Source organism: Peribacillus sp. 05N428, assembly GCF_056397085.1.
Genome location: NZ_JBFTMS010000009.1, coordinates 77,700 through 97,825, shown reverse-complemented (window position 1 = coordinate 97,825; position 20,126 = coordinate 77,700). Strand labels below are relative to the sequence as shown.

The window sequence follows — 20,126 nt, the reverse complement described above, 5'->3', positions numbered from 1 at the left end:
CTACATTTTTTTAGGTGTTTTATAAAAGTTGAAGGGGGTTAAAGAATGAAAAAAGCTTTGTTATCGTTGCTTTCCCTTTTGTTGGTTCTTGCGTCATTGCCGCTTGGAGGCAGCGCTGCAAATCCTGATGAAACCAACGTTGAATTATGGAATGCGGTCAAGCCGCTCGAAACGACCGTGACATTCTTGAACAGCGGTGCCCATCCCGATGATGAACGCAGTGACTTTCTCGCTTATCTATCGAGAGGGTTAGGGGTGAAAACATCCAGCCTGATTGCAAACCGTGGTGAGGGAGGACAAAATGAAATTGGGGATGAACTGGACAACGCTCTTGGAATCATCCGTTCGAGGGAAATGATAGAAGCTGCAAAAATCACCGGGGTTAAAGCCTATCATCTAAGCGAAACCACCTCTGATCCCATTTATGATTTCGGTTTCTCTAAAACACCAGAGGAAACATTACAAAAATGGGGCGAGGAACTCACATATGAACGGCTTATCCGCTTTATTCGGACGTATCAGCCAGATATATTGATGCCATCCTTTCAAAACGATGATACCCAGCATGGACATCATCGAACAATGACAATCCTAAGTGAACGTGCCTTTACGGATGCCGCCGACCCAACTGTGTTTCCACAACAATTGAAACAAGGTCTATCGGTATGGCAAGTGAAAAAGTTATATTTGCCCGTTTCCTCGGCAGATCAAGCAACCACTTCGATAGAAATCGGTAAATATGACCCAATATACAAAATGACTTACCCACAGCTTGGAGAACAATCCCGCTATCTGCACAAAAGCCAAGGCATGGGTTCTGATATCCCTGCAGCACCACGCCAGATCCATTTGGATTTGAAGCAAAGCGCGGTTGATATAAAAAGCGAGTCGGACCTTTTTGCAGGTGTACCTTACAATTTTACTGAATGGGCTGAAAAACTCCCTCGCTCAGCTTCAAAATTAAAAGGTGAATTTAGGTACCTGCAACGGAATCTGGACGCTGTTATTGAGTCTTATCCCCATGCTAAACGTGTTTTTTCAACATCCCAAAAAGCTCTTTCCAATGTTCGTTCAATGACTGCGCAAGTCAAAAAGGCAAAGCTAAGCCCTGCCATCAAAAACGACTTGCTTCATAAGCTCTCATTAAAAGAAGAGCAATTGCAAAACGTCAGTTATGTCTCCTCAGGGCTCGAGGTTCAAGCTGAAGCAGCTTCAAAGATTCTTACTAAAGGTCAAAATACGTACGTAACCATAACCATGAAGAATAACGGGAAACAAACATTGAAAAAAGTCGCTGCTGCATTGAACGTGCCTAAAGGATGGAAGACAAAAACAAAATCAAAAGATGTCAATCTGGCACCTAATAAATCAGCGACAATGACCTACCTGGTTGAAGTCCCTGAAGATGCAGCTTATTACCATGCCTATGATGAATCAACCATTACGACCAGCATTTCTTATAAATACGGGAGCACAAAAACTTCCATCAAGGAAGAATTGGATGGAACGATCGCCGTCCTTCCCGACGTTGGCCTTACCTTATCTCCTGAAGATATCGTCGTAAATACAGCAGATGTAAAAGAGGAAATCCCAGTGACGGTGACCTTGAAAAATTATACAGAAGGAAAAGCATCAGCAAAGGTCGCTTTAAAAGTCCCTGAAAATTGGGGAGTTCATCCCCAAAATGCCACTGTATCATTTAATGAAAAATCAGAAGAAAAACAAGTGAAGTTCACCCTCAGACCACCGAAGGCCATCCAAAAAGGTGAATATCAGGTGAAGGCAGCTGCCACTGTCAATGGGAAAACCTTTGATTCGACCATTCAGGAGATTTCCTATGACCATATCGGAACATTCTATTACCAATACCCAGCAGCTATCAATACCGTTGCATTTGAGCTTTTGAAGCCAGCTTCATTAAAAGTGGGGTACATTGAAAGCGGATTCGATAAAGTGGCAGATTACTTAAGCAATGCAGGGCTGAACATTACGAAGTTAACTGCAGCTGATTTAGCTGAAGGTGATTTAAGTCAATATGACACGATCGTTACAGGCATCCGTGCCTATCTATCGAGGGAAGATTTAAAGGCAAATAACGCGCGCTTACTTGAGTATGTGGAAAACGGCGGACATCTCGTCGTGCAATACCATAAACCGGGTGATGGATGGGATGCCTTGAAGACGGCTCCATATCCTCTTACCCTCGGGAATCCTTCGATTCGCTGGCGGGTAACCGATGAAAAAGCCACAGTAAACGTGTCGAAACCAGAATCGGCGCTTTTTACCTATCCAAATAAAATAACAAGGGATGACTGGAGCAATTGGGTCCAAGAAAGAGGATTGTATTTCCCAATGGAATGGGATGAACGGTATGAAACATTCATTTCCATGGCTGATCCGAATGAAGAACCATTTGATGGCGGTATCCTTATGGCTAAATACGGTAATGGCACCTACCTCTATACCAACCTTGTCCTATACAGGCAAATTCAAGGCCAGGTTCCAGGCGGATATCGAATCATGACGAACTTGATTAGTTACGGTGCCAAATAAATAAAAAGAAACCTATGCATGTGTTAAATGCATAGGTTTCTTTTCTGTGACGTTTGCCCGATTGAAATTGATATGAATAAAAACATCTCCTGACTGATAGGTTCCTGCTCTAAAAACCAAAAAAGTTATGCACAAAGATGAGGGAAAGGCTCATGCGTTTGGGGTTTCCCCTCATTTCCCGCATTGCTTTGTCCACACTTTATGCACAACTTCATTCATGATTTACGATCTTAAAAGCATCCCGTTAAAGCACTTTGCTCAAGAATGCTTTGGTTCTTTCGTGCTGTGGGTTACCGAATAATTCATTCGGCTCATTTTCTTCCACGATATACCCTCCATCCATGAATATCACCCGGTCCCCGACTTCCCGGGCAAAGCCCATTTCATGCGTAACGACGACCATTGTCATTCCTTCTTTAGCCAGTTGTTTCATTACCTCCAAAACATCACCGACCATTTCAGGGTCAAGGGCAGAAGTCGGTTCATCAAATAGCATGATCTTCGGATTCATCGCCAATGCCCTTGCGATGGCGACCCGCTGTTTTTGTCCGCCGGAAAGTTCCCCCGGATAGCTATTTGCTTTTTCCTTTAGACCAACCTTATCCAATAACTCAAGCGCTAATCTTCCTGCTTCCGCTTTATCGGTGGCACGAATTTTAATGGGGCCCAAGGTTATGTTCTCCAAAACGGTCTTATGTGGAAATAGATTGAAATGTTGAAAAACCATTCCAACTTCTTGCCGGACTTTGTTTATATTGATTTTCCTTTTAGGATCGGTTATATCATGTCCGTTAATGACCACCTCGCCGCCGGTAACTTCCTCAAGGAGGTTAAGGCAACGCAGGAATGTACTCTTTCCAGATCCAGAAGGGCCTATTACGCAAATTACTTCCTTTTCCTGCACTTCTGCATTTATATCTTTTAAAACCTCGACAGTTCCAAATGATTTTCTTAGGTTTTTTACTGTAATGATGCTCATCGAACTTGTACCCTCCTTTCTATGAAGTTAGCAATTAGGGTTAACAAATAGATGATGATAAAGTAAATCACACCCACGGCCAGCCAAATCTTGAATGCTTCAAAAGTTGCCGAAGCTTGAATCTGACCTTGCTGGGTTAAATCGGCTATACCAATGACGGATAATAGAGAAGTGTCCTTCAAGCTAATGATCGATTGATTCGTAATGGTAGGGAGCATCCTTCTAAAGACTTGCGGAAGCACGACATATCTCATTGTTTGAGCTCCAGTGAACCCGATGGATCTTGCCGCCTCCGTTTGCCCTTTATCGATTGATTGTATCCCTGCCCTTATTATTTCAGCAAAATATGCCCCTGCATTGATTGCAACGGTAATTATTCCAGCTGTTGTACTGTCCAAAGAAATCAAATTCAATGAATTCACACCAAAATAGATAAAAAATAACTGAACGATGAACGGTGTCCCTCGTATTGCATCCACATAAACCTTTGCAATCCAGTTCAAGATTTTGATGGGGGCAAGTCGCAGCAATGCGACAAGTAAACCAATCAAAAACCCTAGGATAATGGCAATCACAAAGATATAAAGTGTCACCTGAAGTCCTTTTAATAAAAGTGGCAACGCCGCAACAATTATATCCATTTCTTTCACCCCTTTGAAAAAGAAAGCGCGCAATAAGCGCGCCTAATGAGCTTTAATCTATTGTTTATTAACCTTATTCACCAAGATACGTTTTTATAATTTCATCATACGTGCCGTCTTTTTTAAGATTGGCAAGACCATCATTTATTTTTTTCAATAAATCCTCGTTTTGCCCTTTCAATACAGCAATTCCATATTGGTCACCATTCAAACGGTCACCTACGATTTTCAACCCAAGATCTTTTTGGGCGATTGCATATGAGATGACAGGATAATCTTCTATAAGGGCATCCGCATTACCGTTGGCCACTTCCTGGAACATCGCTGGACTATCATTGAATTGAACAACTTTGATTCCTAGTTTCGTAGCATTATCCTGTGCATATTTAGCACCTGTTGTTCCTTTTTTCACTGCTATGGTTTTTCCTTTAAGATCCTTAACGGTTTTAGTGCTTGTATTATCTTTCTTAACAACTATTGTTAACCCTGCATCAAAATACGGTGTTGAGAAATCCACTACCTTTTTTCTTTCCTCTGTAATGCTCATTCCCGCAATGGCCACATCAAGCTGATTGGCTTGCATAGCCGGAATGATTCCACCGAAATCCATTGGAGACAATTTGATTTTGAAATCCTGGTCTTTCGCGATTGCATTGATCAATTCAATATCGATACCTTTATAGTCGTTCCCCTCTTTAAATTCAAAAGGAGGATAAGTCGTATCCACACCAACTTTATATACCTTTTCAGGTTTCTTTTCCTCACCTGCATTTTTTCCTTCATTGGTTCCACAAGCCGAGATAAAGATAGTTAAAATCAAAAACATACTCAATAAACCAAGTTTCTTCATTCAAATCACTCCAATTCTTAAATTATACGTGATAATAAATAATTCTCCCTATAATATAGCATAAGAATAAAGTATTATAATATGAATTTTTAGAATAAATATTATTTTCTCCAAATAATTTTTATGGATGTTTTTCCTAATATTGTTCATGTGATGGAAAACATAAAAAGGCTATGGGATCCTTCTCGATAAAAATGGCCGATCATGTCATCAATACCTCTAAAACAAGACTATTGGAAGGTGGTATTCACCAGGGTCCTTTAGTCATCCCTAATAGTAGATGCCCATTAGTTGGATAAGAAAAAAACTAAATCATTAACTTTTGGATGCTTTTAAACTGGAATACAAGGAATTGTTTTTCCGCCTTCCACTCCCCCTGCTTCAAATGTCCCGCGCAACCGTGAGTCCTACCATGTCTACTTCTATCAAAAAAAGCCAACCAGTAATTACTGGTCGACCTTATAATACGAACGCATCCGTTCGATTTGTGATCGAATTAAGATTCATTGATTTGCACTAAAGCAGCAATATTGCGATGGGTGCCGTAATAATTAACGTGATGAGTGTCCGTTCAAACCAGATTACAATCAACTTCGTAATGCTGATCGGGATTTCGGTTGATAGGATACAAGGTATCGTCGCTGAAAAGAACAATATGGATGAAACAGAAACCACGGCAATGATGAACTTTGTTACCAGAGGTGCATCAACTACAAGAAGCGCCGGCAGGAACATTTCTGCAATTCCTATAGCTGAAGCTTTTGCAGCCAAAAATGGTTCAGGTATTTGCAATGCCCAGGTAAATGGGTAAAAAAGATAGCCAAGTAAATTAAATATTGGAGTGTACTCCGCTAATACAAGGCTGATGAGACCAACGGATAAAATGGACGGCAGAATGCTCATTGTCATAAGAAAACCGTCCTTTAAGTTCTCCCATAAATTTCTGCCAAGACTTACGGAATTATTTGCTCCCACCATCGCACTGTTCCAGGCATTTCGGAAAAGTCCTTCTTTGATAACTTCTTCTGGATCCGCATTATCCGAATAATATTCGTCGCTCATTTTATTTAATGGCCAAATGCGTACGGTAATGGCAGTGACAAGGTACGTGATTCCTAAAGAAACCCAAAAGAAAAGCGACCATAAATCCATAAGCCCGAGGGTTTTTGCTACAACGATCATGAACGTTGCTGAAACCGTTGAAAAGCCAGTTGCAATAATAGCTGCCTCTTTAAGGGTGTATTTTCCTTCTTTATATAGTCGATTCGTAATAAGCATACCAATGGAATAGCTACCTGCTAAATCAGCAACCATATCAACCGCTGAACGCCCCGGCGTTTTAAATATCGGCCTCATGATCGGCTGCATCAGTACACCCAAAAATTCGAGAAGCCCGTATCCAATGAGAAGCGCCAAAAATATAGCACCTAAAGGAACGACAAGACCTACAGGTATGACAAGTTTTTCGAAAAGGAAAGGACCCATACTTGGGGCCATTAACCATTCGGGTCCGATCTTGAAATATATTAAGATCGCAACAACAGCACCTAATACTTTTAATAAAGAAAAAACGATTGATACCTTATCTTTGCTCCAGCTTTTTGAAATAAATGGATAAACAGCTCCTAATAGAATGACAATAAGAGCATAAATGGGAACGGCTGACGGCAAGGTTACTTTGATCCATGTTACTATATGATCAATCGGTATGCTTGAAACACCATTTATGGTAATGGGAATAAAAAACATAAAACTTCCTATTAAACTGTATATAATAAACTTCAGTACATTCGTAGTAGATTGAATCTGCGGCTCCTCTTGTTTCGTATTTGTCGCAACATTTGGTGATTCCATAATCATTCCCCCTATAATTTAATTGCCTACTGGGTAAATTCTGGCGTCATGCCCACATCCAATCACGTAAAGTTTCACCTTATTCCAGCAGCAAAACACCCCAGCTATGTGCCGCTTTTAATCCCCCGTGTACCGGTGCACAACTAAAACCCGGTAATATTGTTCATTAACATGCGAAGCACTGCCACTTGTTGCGAGACTTTTATATGCAATCCTGTTCTTTTTTTAATATCTTTACCCTTTCACTTGTATCCGCTTTCATTTTGCTTGTCCTCCTCATTATTTAACATTCATTGTATACTGAAAATTCTAATAATAATTTTACTTTTTGATGATTATTTTATAATTTATATTCTAAAATTCATCTATTATTGTCCTTTTTATAATCTATATTAAAATCAGAGCGAAATTTAAGAGCAGAATCTATAGTTTTGGTACCAAAAACTAACTGAATGAGTGGTCTATTAAGCTTGGGCAGATAAAACTCAGTGTTCCTGCCCCTTTTTTGCATAAGAAACAGAGCTGAACGTCACACATCCAATCAAGCTTTCTTTTATATGCTTTTTGCTCCCAACTTGGGGATAAATAGTTCTTACTCTTACGTTTAATTATCTGTTAAATTGGGGAAATATAAATTCAATCGACGATGACTTAATAACTAGGATGGGTATGATGAGAATTAAGGTAAAAAAAATAATATATTACCTGATTAAATTAAGAGGGAAAATCTTTATACCATTTGCCATTTTATACATATTAGTTGCAGCATATATTGCTTTTTCTATAGAGCCACAGACGTTCGAATCATATTTAACTTCAGTTTACTGGGTTCTTACAACGCTTGCTACGGTTGGTTTTGGTGACTATGCACCGGTCACCGATCTTGGAAAAGCATTTACCATCGGTCTATACATAACGGGTATTGGGCTTGTTAGTCTTTTTATTGGAAAAATCATTAAATCTGTATATCTTATCGAAAAACGTAAAGTTGGTGGAAAAATGAAATATACAGGTAAAAATCATATCATTCTGATTGGATGGAGTGAAAAGTCAAAATCAGCAATTCAAGAAATTTTTAAATCTGATGAAACCATCGATATTGTAATCATTGATAACCTGGAAAAATCCCCCATGATGGAGGAGCGTCTGTTTTATGTTCGCGGGGATGCCACGGATGAAGAAACATTACTCCGTGCAAATCTTTCTAAAGCAAAAGGCGTTATCATTTTTGCTGACCAAATAACACAAGATAATTATGCTACAAAGGATCCGTTACTTGTCGATGGAAAGACATTATTAGTTGCCACTGCCATAACGTCCATTGAAGAAAAAACCAATACGGCAATACACGTCACCGCTGAGGTAATCAATCAAAAGCATATTCGTTTATTTGAGCGTGTAAAGGTGGATGAGTTTATTCCTACACAAGAAATGATCTCCCACGCAGCAGTACGATCCTTATTTTCTCATGGAGTCACTCACATGTATTCAGAACTTATGAGCTCAAAGTATGAAGAGACGATGTATGAGATTTCTAAACAAGATGAATGGCGAACCTATCGTGATGCATTCATGGACCTTCTTAATAAAGGGGCCACACTGGTAGCAGATCGTGGTGATCTTAACATAAACCAAAAATTAGATGCACGAATTCCCGATGATGCACAGCTTTTCATTATTTGCGATAAAGAGACCATTTCCAAAATAAATTCAAAAATACATTAGAAGCAGAAATCTTTAGGGATGCTATAATGGCATCCCTCAGTTTGTAGACAAAAGGGTTTTATCTAAAGTTAAAACTAAGTTGATTGGAGCGGGTGTTCGAGACTCCTGCTTAGAAAAGCGCGTCAAGGGTAGACCCCGCAGTCGCAAGCCGAGGGAGGACCGCCCGCGGAAAGCCGAGTGCCTCTCGTTCCAATCAACGTCCAAATTGTACAAGCCATAAACTCAATTTTCTTCGAATTTGCCTGCAAATATGCATCCTTAATTGAATAGACTTTAAAACAAAAAAAGAACCTTCAATCAAAGATCGATTAAAGGTTCTGTTGTTTTTAATTTCAATGTTGCTTCGATATCCAAAAATTAACTATAAACTAGCTCTTTTTTTTTGCTAAGACCAAGCGTCTCTGATGTTGAAGTTTGAATTTCGTGCAAAAGCTCTGTATTTTCCATTAGTGACTCTCCATAAGAAGGAATCATTTCTTTAATTTTCGGTTCCCACTCTTTCATGCGTTGCGGGAAGCATTTATTAATTACCTCAAGCATAACGTGAACAGCAGTAGAAGCCCCTGGAGAAGCACCTAGCAATGCTGCAATTGAGCCATCGGATGCACTTACAACTTCCGTACCAAATTGAAGTGTACCTTTGCCGCCTTCAGCAGTATCTTTGATAACTTGTACACGTTGGCCAGCCACTACTAAATCCCAATCCTCGCTCTTAGCGTTCGGGATGAACTCTCGTAACTCTTCCATACGCTGTTCTTTCGATAACATAACTTGCTGGATCAAGTATTTTGTCAATGGCATCTCTTTTGCGCCAGCCGCCAACATAGTTAAAACATTATTCGGTTTTACGGAAGTTATTAAATCGAACATTGAACCTGTTTTTAAGAACTTCGGTGAGAAGCCCGCAAATGGTCCAAATAGCAACGATTTTTTATTGTCGATAAAACGTGTATCAAGATGCGGAACAGACATTGGTGGTGCACCAACTTTAGCTTTTCCGTATACTTTCCCATGATGCTGTGCAACAACTTCCGGATTATTACATACCATGAAGTATCCACTTACCGGGAATCCTCCGATATGTTTCCCTTCAGGAATGCCGGATTTTTGCAGTAAATGCAAGCTTCCGCCCCCGCCTCCGATAAAGACGAATTTAGCATTATGACGTTCTACGCTACCGGTATCGACATTACGCACTTTTAATTCCCATGAGCCATCACTGGCACGTTTAACATTATCAACACTATGTTTATATTTGATATCGACGTTTTGAGCCTTTAAGTGGTCAAACAACATGCGTGTCAGAGCACCGAAGTTAACGTCTGTACCGTAATCAATTTTTGTTGCCGCTATAGATTCATTCGATGGACGGTCTTGCATAATAAGTGGAATCCATTCCATCAGTTTTGCTGGGTCATCGGAATACTCCATACCTTGGAACAGAGGATTTTTGGACAGCGCTTCAAAACGTTTCTTTAAGAACGCTACATTTTTATCCCCTTGCACCATACTCATATGAGGCAATGGCATGATAAAGTCTTGCGGATTATCAATCAGCTTACAGTTTACAAGATACGACCAAAACTGCAATGAAACTTGGAACTGTTCATTTATTTTAATTGCTTTGCTAATATCTATAGATCCGTCAGCTTTTTCGGATGTATAGTTAAGCTCGCACAGCGCAGAATGACCCGTACCCGCATTATTCCATTCGTTAGAGCTTTCTTCTCCTGCGTTTGCAAGCTTCTCAAATACTTTGATTTCCCATTCCGGTGCTAACTCTTTCAGTAATGATCCCAAAGTCGCGCTCATGACTCCGCCGCCAATTAAGATAACGTCTGTTTGTTTCTGTATGTTGCTCATTATAACCTTCCTTATCCCCTATATTTGCAAAAAAGATGTAGGCGCTCCTGCTTAGGTGTCAAAAAAAAGCCCGGCACGAACTAGGAACACACCTTTTCTGTCTCCTTATAACTATATCATAATCTATTATTATTATTTCATAGATTAAAATATTCTACTATTACTTTTTTTGTTAAAATGTTGATTTTGAGAAGAAATTAGCTTAAACTTATCCGCCCCGATAGTCGCATTAAAAGATTTCTTCAGCAACTTCCCATCATTGAAGGAAGAAACTGTTAGTGAAATAATATTGACAGATTCGAAAAAGCCAGGAAAATACACATTTATTGACAAAAACAAAAGGGAAATTAGAACTTTCTGTAACCATTTCCCTAAAAAACAAGGGCCTTCCTGAAATTGCTAAACTCTTAACTTTTTAACTAGTATCATAAATTCCATCCAATTATTAGATATTATAACAATACCAATAATTACTGAAAGCTAAACCAATATAAGGTAATGTCACTGATAATATTCTTAATTTTAAGACTTATCTCATAGTCCCTCATTGGTATAATTTCTTAACTTATTGCTATTACAAAAAAACATTATTTCTATTATTTTCGCAAGAAGATATTTTCAACTTTGTGTTCTGACCCTTTTTTCAAGACGAGTTTTGCCCGTCCTTTTGTCGGCAGTATATTTTCATGTAAATTTTTTAAATTAATTTCTTCCCAAATTTGAGTCGCTTTTTTTATGGCCTGTTCTTTAGAAAAGTCAATATAACGATGGAAATAGGATTCGGGACTTTGAAATGCAGTCTTTTGAAGTAAAAGGAACCTTTCGACATACCACCGCTCTATGTCGTTAACATCTGCATCTACATAGAGTGAGAAATCAAAAAAGTCACTGACGAATACTTGATTTTCCTTGTCAACTTGAAGAACATTAACACCTTCCACTATTAAAATATCCGGATTACAGATCGTCTGCACTTCATTTGGCAAAATGTCATACTTCAAATGTGAGTAGATTGGAACTTCCACTTTATTTTTTCCCGCTTTTACATCTCCGATAAGATTGATTAACTTTTGGGTATCATAACTTTCAGGAAACCCTTTTCTTTTCATCAATCCTTTTTCTTCTAAAAGATCATTTGGGTACAAAAAACCGTCGGTAGTGACAAGACCTACGTTTCTGTGATTATCCCATCTGGATAATAAAGTCTGAAGTAACCTTGCAGTCGTACTCTTTCCTACAGCAACACTCCCTGCAATCCCAATGATATAAGGTACTTTTTTAGCATCAGTTTTTAGAAATGAAGAAGTGGCTGTGTTAAGCTGCTGAGATGCCTCAACATGTAAATTGATCAAACGAGTCAAGGGCAAATAAACCTCTTCCACTTCCTGAATGGATATTTCTTCATTTATTCCTTTTAAGTTATCCAATTCTTCTTCAGTTAAAGGAAGAGGGGTATGGTTTCGCAAAGATGCCCACTTTTTTCGATTGAATTCAAAATAGGGAGTATAGGAACTCATGATTTTTCGTTACCTCACTTTTTAGAGTTACTATTAGTTTAACAAGGATGATGTCCATAAAAAAGATGTTCCTGATCCCTTATTCACTAAATTGATTAAGCTTTGAATGATAACCCGCCTGTCTCCAAAGCTTCCCTAAGTTTCGGTAAAGAAGCTGGTCCCATACCGTGGAATTTCAAAATTTCTTTTTCACTATATGTTGATAGCTGTTGTAAAGAGGTTACCCCATTGCTTTCCAATGCACGTCTGGCAGGTGCCGAGAGCACTGAAAGGAATCCTGTATCAGGTTTTCGTTCCTGCTCACATACAGGGCAGGTTGGACAGTCGCTGGATTTATAGTATTTGTGTCCCTTTTCGCAAGTCCTCAAATTCTTCTTTGAAGTGGTCATTGTCAATTTCTCCTTATCTTCTGGCTTTTAAGTCCAAACATAAAAAGTTCACCCTTTACAATGAAGCAATCATTTTAATCCATTTTATCATTAATTTCATTGGAAAAGGGTTGCCGCAGCAACCCTTTGCAAAACCCAAAGTGAATGATGGATTAACCCACTTTGTCCTCCTTCTTAGCCTCTGTCTGAGCATTGGCTTGTACACGCTTGTCTATTCCAAAAGCGAAATAACTAATTGCTACGATAGCCAGAAAACCTATTCCAACCATAAGAGATATACGTGTGTCATCATTAAACCACATACCGATCAATACCATGATCAAGAAAGCTATGGTCAAGTAGTTTGTAACAGGTGCAAACGGCATCTTGAATGGATGATTGTGCATTTCAGCTTTTTTGACCTTCCTGAATTTAATTTGACTGATCAGAATGACAAACCATGGAATCATTCCAGGAAGTACACTCGCACTGTATACATGCACAAATAAATTTTCTGGTGCAATATAACTTAAAACAACTCCAATCGCTAAACCGACGATCACTCCGAACGTACCGAATAAAGGGACACCGCTATTAGATACTTTTGCAAAGAACTTTGGAGCTTGTCCATTCATCCCTAATGTGTAAAGCATGCGTCCTGCACTGTAAATACCACTATTGCAGCCAGACATTGCAGCCGTGATTACGACAAAATTAATGATTCCAGCTGCTGCCGTGATACCAACCTTCGCAAAGGTGGCAACAAATGGACTGCCAATCGAACTTAATTGATCCCAAGGGTAAACGGTTACAATAATGAAGATCGCACCGATATAGAAGATTAAAATACGCCAAATGGTACTTTGAATCGCTTTGGTTATCGTTTTTTGCGGATCTTTTGCTTCACCAGCCGTAATCCCAATTAATTCTACACCTTGATAAGCGGCAACCACCAGTGAGAGAGCAAAGAAGAAGCCCTTCCAGCCGCCTGTAAATAAACCGCCATGTTCCCAAAGATTCGATAACCCTAAGGCTTCCCCTCCGTTACCGATTCCAAAGAAAATCAGTCCAAAACCTGCAACGATCATTAAAATAATCGTTACGATTTTAATCAGTGCAAACCAAAATTCAATTTCCCCAAAGGATTTAACGGAAATTAAGTTCGCTGCTCCAAGAATCACCATTGCAATTAAACCTGGAATCCAAGCAGGGAGATCAGGGTACCAATACTGCATGTACGTCCCCACTGCAATAATTTCTGCCATCCCGACGATAACCCACTGGAACCAGTTACTCCAAGCTGTCATATACCCTGCCAATGGATGAATGTACTTATAACCAAACGTTGCAAAAGAACCTGTACTTGGCTCTAAGTACAACATTTCCCCCATTGCGCGCATGATCAAGAATATAAATAAACCAGAGATCGCATAAGCTAACATTACAGACGGACCTGTCCATTGAATCGTGCTGGCTGAACCCATAAATAAACCGACACCAATCGTTCCGCCCAAAGCGATCATCTGAATATGACGACCTTTCAAGTCCCTATTCAAATCTTTGTTTGCCATTCCATTTCCCCCTACACTACTAATAGTCGAAATTTTATGCAAGATGCTTATTACACTCCCTATTTAGTATAGAAATGATATAGCAGGCACCACTTTATTTCATCTTTCTTAAAGCCGCCTCATAAAATCACTCTTCACTTTTAAGCATTCCTGACAGTCAGAAAGATTACTATCCATTTTCATGTTATTTCTCTATTCTGTCCGAGGTGCCATAGAAAGCGCTTACTTTTTACCGGTTATAACAGTTCACCCCTCATACGTAAAAATTCCCCTGTATAAAATAACTCGAATAAAAGAGTTTTGCAACTCTTTTATTCGGCTGGCAGGTTTATTACGCTGTTACCAAAAGGGACTTTAATCTCAGCTTTAACAACATATCATTGGTCATTTTCTCCAAATCATATTCCGCCTTGAATCCCCACTCTTCCTTTGCACATGTTGAATCGATTGTATTTGGCCAACTGTCTGCAATGGATTGTCTTACAGGATCGACTTCATAATTCATGACAAATTCCGGTATATGCTTTTTAATTTCGGCTGCAATTTGCTCCGGATCAAAGCTCATGGCAGAAACATTGAAAGAATTCCGATGTTTCAATTTTGAAGCATCTGCCTCCATTAAAGCAATGATGGCAGCTAAGGCGTCCGGCATATACATCATGTCCATATACGTTCCCTTATCAATGTAAGAAGTATATCGCTTGTTTTTAATCGCTTCATAGTAAATTTCAACTGCATAGTCGGTAGTTCCGCCGCCAGGAGGTGTGACATACGAAATCAGTCCCGGGAATCGAAGCCCCCTCGTATCAACCCCAAATTTATGATGATAATAATCACATAATAACTCTCCGGATACTTTATTCACGCCGTACATCGTATTCGGCCTTTGAATGATGTCTTGCGGTGTCCAATCTTTAGGAGTGGTTGGACCAAACGCACCAATGGAACTAGGTGTGAATAATTGGCAATCGAGTTCTCGTGCCGTTTCCAAAGCATTGACCAATCCGCCCATGTTTAAATGCCAAGCTAAAAGCGGCTTCTTTTCAGCTGTTGCCGACAATAAAGCGGCCAAATGTATAATCGTATCCACTTCATGTTTTTTTGCCATGTTAAACATCGCTTTTTCATCCGTAACATCCAAAACTTCAAATGGACCTGATTGAGCAACATCGCTGTCCGTTTTTCGGATATCTGTCGCAATGATATTGTCAGCTCCATAAACCTCTCTCATTTTTAGCGTCAGTTCTGAACCAATTTGACCTAAAGCTCCCGTTACCAAGACCTTTTTCATCAAAAATCCCTCCCCATGTTTTAAACTCTGAAACAAGCAATCTACTTATATGATCGACATCTCTTTTCCTACTTTTTCATAAATGGCCAATGCGCTATCCAACATCTCTTTTGTATGAGCCGCAGTAGGCATATTCCTCACTCTTCCTGTACCTTTTGGAACGGTAGGGAATACGATGGATTTAGCATACACACCTTCTTCATTCAGCCTCTTGCTGAATTGCTGCGTTTTTGCTTCATCACCTATAATGCAAGGCGTAATCGGTGTTTCGCTCTCCCCGATATCAAACCCTAATTCTTTTAGGCCTTTTTTCAAGTAATCGCTATTTTCCCAAAGCTTATTTTGAAGTTCTGAGCTATTCATCAAAATATTGATGGCTTCTATGCTAGCTGCAACTGCTCCCGGTGTGGCAGCCGTTGAAAATAAAAATGGACGGCTTCTCACCTTTAACCAATCAATCAAATCTTTCTTTCCTGCTACATAGCCCCCAACAACACCAATGGCTTTGGATAATGTTCCAATTTGGAAATCCACTTTATCCGATAACCCAAAATGTTTAACCGTTCCTGCACCATTACCTAATACACCCGAACCATGCGCATCATCAACATACGTAATTAAGTCGAACTCTTCGGCAATCTTCACAATTTCAGGAAGTTTGGCTATATCCCCATCCATCGAGAACACTCCGTCGGTAATGATCATGATCTTGTTATACAATCCGGATTCCTTTGCTTGATGTGCTTTTGTCCGTAAATCGTCCATGTCGGAATGGATAAAGGGAATGATTTTCGCCTTGGATAGTCGGCATCCATCAATGATTGAAGCATGATTCAGTTCATCTGAAAGAATGGCATCGTGTTTATCCATCACTCCTGAAATCGCTGCCATATTACAGTTAAATCCAGATTGATAAGCAATGGCTGCTTCTGTATGCTTAAACTCGGCGAGCTTTTCTTCTAATTTGACATGAATATCTAACGTTCCGTTGATCGTACGAACGGCACCTGCACCGACACCATATGTTTTCGTCGCTTCTATGCAAGCCTCTATTAATCGTCTATCTGTTGCTAAACCTAAATAATTATTGGATGATAAATTAATTAGCTCCCTGCCCGCAATCGTGATAACCGGACCATTAGCACCTTCCACTGGATCAATAACGTTGTAAAGTCCCTTTTCTTTTAAATCTTCCAAATTTTCTTTCAAAAATTCATTTAATATTTCACTTGACATTTAATATACCCCCTCATTGATGGTTGGAATACATGCAGGATTTTTATATGTTTTACACCTATTTTAAAAATATTGTATTTTTTCCCTTTTTTCCAAAAATACACGTGTCTTCTCCATAAACACACACAGAATTAGTGTAAATCCCTTTATACTAAGTGTTATAACAATCATAATAATGGATAATTTTAATGTTGTCCATATTGTGCGGACAAAAAAATTTGAATTTTTGTAGTTCTTACAATCAACATCCGCCTAAAATGCGTTTAAATCAATGAAAATACGAAGAGAATTTCATCAATTTTCCAAGGCAACCGATGTTATATCTACTGGTTTTTTGGAGACCTTAACCAGTAACCTAATTAAGGAGGGGTATAGTGAAAACGGAAGATGAAAAAACCTCAGAAGGCCTAAATGAGATTTTTGAGATTATCAATGCAAAAGGTGACATTGGGGAATTAAAAGAAATCGTCCAAAAACCTGATGAACAAACAAATGAAGACAAGTAAACCAAGGGGAATATCCTCTTTCAGTTTGTTGACAAAAGGAAGTTCAGAATGGTTCATTCCTAATCATGAATTGTTTTTGGGGCTTATTTTCCTCTCCAGGCAATCGCTTTCCTCGAGCAGTCTTAGCGCCTGAGGGGTCTCCCTTGGACATGCTTTTTTAAGCAGGAGTCCCGAACACCCGCTCCAACCAATTGGATTGTTTTTTAAAGATAAAAACTGCAGTCAAACCCGAGTTCTTCCAATTTGTCCATAGTCAGCAAGGGGATTAATTATCCTCTTTTTCGTCTGTTTTACATTGTACTAATGGACGCTTAAGTCCATTACAACATTAAAAAATGAGCTGCTGATCAGCTCGGATATTGCATTAAATCTCATGTACAAAAAACAAAAAAGTCATGCAAAAGAATGGGATAAAGGGGCTAGAGAATAAGGATTTTCCCTATTTCTCTTCCTTATCCACAATCCATGCACAACTAACAAAATTACTCCTCTACTGCACTAACCTATGACAGTAGTGCTCCATAAATCAGATTTCCATGTCCCACCGTTTCTTTTCGGTCTCTTTCATCAGTTTTTCCGTTTTCTCGGGATGGACAGTACGGAATTTATGGTGGTCAGCCGGGATGATTTCGATCATCTTTTCTATCATATCTTCCGGATCGAATTGGTTTTTTAATCCCTTTTCTTGCTTTTTCATATCCTCTGCTCTTGTAAAATTCTTTTCTCCATCGTACCATTTCCATTTTTCCTCAGCTGCCCTGTCGTTAAAACCGGTATTGTAGGCACCCGGATTGATGGTCGCAACCTGCACCCCAAACTCCTCCAGCTCATCCTTTAAGGTTAATGCCATTCCCTCGATGGCATGTTTGGTTGCTGCATACGGACCGCCGTATGGTGTCGTTATGATCCCAGCCATTGAACTTAAGAACACGATTTTCCCTTTTCCTTTTTTGACCAGCTTTCTTGCAGCAAACTGAACGGATTCTAGTGTAGCAAAAACATTCACTTCGAAGATCGCCCTGAATCGGTCCATCGGCATTTCTCCGAGCGGTCCTCCTTCATTGATCGCCGCATTTGCAACAAATACATCAAAGTCATGATTATCAATTCTTGCTCGATCACGTTCATTTGTAATATCCAATTTGAAGACTTCCATATCCAAGCCCCGTTCCCGCGCCTCCCTCATAAGATCCGTTTTCTGGGAAGTGATTTCCGTTGTGGCAATTACACGGTGTCCCTGCTTTGCTAACCCGAGTGCAGCTCCTCTTCCAAGCCCGCTGCCCGCTCCAGTAATGAAAATTGTTTTGCCCATCTTACATTCCTCCTATCAAGCTTCTCTATGTCTCTTCTTCCCATAAACGAATGGTATAAACCATTTAAAATGGTCTGCCTATAGGAGTGTTTATCCGTTTTTTAAAAGGGAAAAAAACTATATCAAGTTTATTCCTGCATCTATATTCAAGTTAAGTGCATAATTAACAAGAAGAGATATTCAGAGAAATAAAGGAGAAATGGCCATGCATGATAAAAATATCACGATTGCCGGCAGCGGCGTTTTAGGAAGTCAGATCGCATTTCAAACCGCATTCAAAGGGTTCAACGTGTCAGTATATGACATCCATGATGAAGCATTAGAACGTGCAAAAGATAGGATCATTAATTTGAAGACATACTATAAAGAAGACATAGGCGCTACAGAGGAAGATCTTAATACTGCATATGCCCGTATATCTTTCCACAGTGATTTATCTGCGGCAGTTGCCAAAGCTGACCTTGTGATTGAAGCGATTCCGGAAGTGGTTCAAATCAAAACGGATTTTTACACAGAGTTAGGAAAAGTCGCTCCTGAAAAAACAATTTTCGCTACAAACTCTTCTACATTATTACCAAGCCAATTTGCCGAAGCGACAGGCCGTCCTAAAAAATTCCTGGCTTTACACTTCGCTAATGAAATCTGGAAAAACAATACCGCAGAAATCATGAAACATCCTGGAACGGATAATGAAGTGTTCGAGGAAGTGATTGAATTTGCAAAAGCGATTGGAATGGTTCCTCTGCCTTTACAAAAAGAGCAGCCAGGCTATATATTGAATTCCTTATTGGTTCCTCTTTTGGATGCTGCCCAAATGCTTTTATTAAAAGGAGTGGCTGATACGGAAACCATCGATAAAACGTGGATGGTCGCAACAGGAGCACCTCTTGGACCTTTCGCCATTTTAGATGTGGTAGGAATCAATACCGCTTATAATATTTCACTTGCAAAAGCGAAAGCGACAGGTGATCCAGAAGTTGAAAAGCTGGCTAACTTATTGAAAACAGAGTATATCGATAAAGGGAAAATCGGAAGAGAAGCAGGAGAAGGCTTCTATAAATATCCCAACCCCAATTTCGCAAAACCAGACTTTTTAAGAGGCTAATGATTGAGAAGGTGCCTTGAGGATCCCTTGTGTTTCTTTACTATTTCGCACTTTATATCCCTTCAATAACATCATTAAAAAAAGACCATGAAATCGTGAAAAGTATTTTTCACGATTTCATGGTCTTATTCATAATGGGCATGTTACAGTATTATCCCCTATATCTCAAAGTTAATCCTTTTAAGAAATTCCTGGCGTATCGATCTCCACACTCTTTATAATTCCTATGACCCACTTTTCTTAATATAGCGCTTAATTCCCCTTTGGTTATCATGACTCCTGCTTCTTCCAAAATATCAATCATATCCTCACTGGTTAATGATAATGCTATTTTCAGTTTCTTCAGAAGGATATTATTCACACTTTCCTTATGCTTTACAGCCGGTGCCGGACTTTGAGGCTGACCAGGTTTTGGCTCTTGTCTCCCTCTTTTAAAAATGATCAATCCATTTAAAAAGGACTCTAACATCATGTTATTGCAGTTTACCCCATCATCAGCTTCATCCATATCATCATATTCTTCATATTCATCATAATAATCATCTTTTGGTTTTGTGAGCATCTGCATGACTTCTTCCATTGTCACTTCGATCTCCCCGAGTTTAAATATCTCAACCATATCTTTATTTTTAATATCCAGCGCATATCTTAATCGAATTAATATATCATGATTATGCATCCAAAACCCTCCTATGTATTTCTCGATTTTCACAGTACTTTCATTATTTCACAAATGGTTGGAAATAAACGCAGAT

Annotated in this window: 16 protein-coding genes; 4 read left to right on the top strand and 12 right to left on the bottom strand. The window is 39.3% G+C overall.

Features of this window, described 5'->3' with window-relative positions; translation table 11 throughout:
• The first annotated feature begins 45 nt into the window (after positions 1 to 45).
• Entirely contained in the window at positions 46 to 2,553 is a 2,508-nt protein-coding gene (locus AC1DIV_RS11340) for an NEW3 domain-containing protein (protein ID WP_340874262.1), read from the top strand.
• 244 nt (positions 2,554 to 2,797) lie between these two features.
• Here the strand turns inward: AC1DIV_RS11340 and AC1DIV_RS11335 are convergent, their stop codons facing one another.
• The 4 genes from AC1DIV_RS11335 to AC1DIV_RS11320 form a co-directional block, all read right to left on the bottom strand.
• Positions 2,798 to 3,532, bottom strand: coding sequence for an amino acid ABC transporter ATP-binding protein (locus AC1DIV_RS11335; protein ID WP_048685183.1), 735 nt, complete (start codon positions 3,530 to 3,532; stop codon positions 2,798 to 2,800).
• Positions 3,529 to 4,173: an amino acid ABC transporter permease gene (locus tag AC1DIV_RS11330; RefSeq protein WP_340874259.1), complete on the bottom strand. Its 645-nt coding sequence runs from the start codon at positions 4,171 to 4,173 to the stop codon at positions 3,529 to 3,531. Before AC1DIV_RS11330 ends, AC1DIV_RS11335 begins: the two co-directional genes overlap by 4 nt.
• Positions 4,174 to 4,246: 73 nt before the next feature.
• A complete protein-coding gene (locus tag AC1DIV_RS11325) occupies positions 4,247 to 5,023 on the bottom strand; it encodes a transporter substrate-binding domain-containing protein (protein ID WP_048685177.1) in 777 nt (258 codons plus the stop codon).
• Between the two features lie 516 nt (positions 5,024 to 5,539).
• Positions 5,540 to 6,877, bottom strand: coding sequence for a YjiH family protein (locus tag AC1DIV_RS11320; RefSeq protein ID WP_063592195.1), 1,338 nt, complete (start codon positions 6,875 to 6,877; stop codon positions 5,540 to 5,542).
• A 672-nt stretch (positions 6,878 to 7,549) separates the two neighbouring features.
• Here AC1DIV_RS11320 and AC1DIV_RS11315 point away from each other — a divergent pair.
• Complete coding sequence (locus AC1DIV_RS11315) at positions 7,550 to 8,602, top strand: potassium channel family protein (protein ID WP_063595222.1); 1,053 nt, start codon at positions 7,550 to 7,552, stop codon at positions 8,600 to 8,602.
• Positions 8,603 to 8,959: 357 nt separating this feature from the next.
• Here the strand turns inward: AC1DIV_RS11315 and AC1DIV_RS11310 are convergent, their stop codons facing one another.
• The 6 genes from AC1DIV_RS11310 to AC1DIV_RS11285 form a co-directional block, all read right to left on the bottom strand.
• Positions 8,960 to 10,465: a malate:quinone oxidoreductase gene (locus AC1DIV_RS11310; protein WP_048685171.1), complete on the bottom strand. Its 1,506-nt coding sequence runs from the start codon at positions 10,463 to 10,465 to the stop codon at positions 8,960 to 8,962.
• A gap of 596 nt (positions 10,466 to 11,061) precedes the next feature.
• Entirely contained in the window at positions 11,062 to 11,982 is a 921-nt protein-coding gene (gene coaA / locus AC1DIV_RS11305) for a type I pantothenate kinase (RefSeq protein WP_063595223.1), read from the bottom strand.
• Positions 11,983 to 12,077: 95 nt separating this feature from the next.
• Positions 12,078 to 12,371 (bottom strand): RNA polymerase alpha subunit C-terminal domain-containing protein, encoded by a 294-nt coding sequence (locus AC1DIV_RS11300; RefSeq protein ID WP_048685166.1) that lies wholly within the window; start codon positions 12,369 to 12,371, stop codon positions 12,078 to 12,080.
• 152 nt (positions 12,372 to 12,523) lie between these two features.
• Positions 12,524 to 13,921: an amino acid permease gene (locus AC1DIV_RS11295; protein ID WP_034305642.1), complete on the bottom strand. Its 1,398-nt coding sequence runs from the start codon at positions 13,919 to 13,921 to the stop codon at positions 12,524 to 12,526.
• 331 nt (positions 13,922 to 14,252) lie between these two features.
• Positions 14,253 to 15,212 (bottom strand): L-threonine 3-dehydrogenase, encoded by a 960-nt coding sequence (locus AC1DIV_RS11290; protein ID WP_053533708.1) that lies wholly within the window; start codon positions 15,210 to 15,212, stop codon positions 14,253 to 14,255.
• Positions 15,213 to 15,257: 45 nt separating this feature from the next.
• The gene (locus tag AC1DIV_RS11285) at positions 15,258 to 16,448 is read right to left on the bottom strand and encodes a glycine C-acetyltransferase (RefSeq protein ID WP_340874254.1); all 1,191 of its coding nucleotides are present in this window, start codon (positions 16,446 to 16,448) and stop codon (positions 15,258 to 15,260) included.
• 374 nt (positions 16,449 to 16,822) lie between these two features.
• Here AC1DIV_RS11285 and AC1DIV_RS11280 point away from each other — a divergent pair, with 374 nt between their 5' ends.
• Complete coding sequence (locus AC1DIV_RS11280) at positions 16,823 to 16,954, top strand: hypothetical protein (RefSeq protein ID WP_258832873.1); 132 nt, start codon at positions 16,823 to 16,825, stop codon at positions 16,952 to 16,954.
• A gap of 526 nt (positions 16,955 to 17,480) precedes the next feature.
• Here AC1DIV_RS11280 and AC1DIV_RS11275 read toward each other — a convergent pair.
• Entirely contained in the window at positions 17,481 to 18,266 is a 786-nt protein-coding gene (locus tag AC1DIV_RS11275) for an SDR family oxidoreductase (RefSeq protein ID WP_063595226.1), read from the bottom strand.
• A 205-nt stretch (positions 18,267 to 18,471) separates the two neighbouring features.
• Here AC1DIV_RS11275 and AC1DIV_RS11270 point away from each other — a divergent pair, with 205 nt between their 5' ends.
• Complete coding sequence (locus AC1DIV_RS11270) at positions 18,472 to 19,371, top strand: 3-hydroxyacyl-CoA dehydrogenase (protein ID WP_340874250.1); 900 nt, start codon at positions 18,472 to 18,474, stop codon at positions 19,369 to 19,371.
• 151 nt (positions 19,372 to 19,522) lie between these two features.
• Here the strand turns inward: AC1DIV_RS11270 and AC1DIV_RS11265 are convergent, their stop codons facing one another.
• Positions 19,523 to 20,050, bottom strand: coding sequence for a YehS family protein (locus AC1DIV_RS11265; RefSeq protein WP_048685154.1), 528 nt, complete (start codon positions 20,048 to 20,050; stop codon positions 19,523 to 19,525).
• Positions 20,051 to 20,126 lie beyond the last annotated feature (76 nt).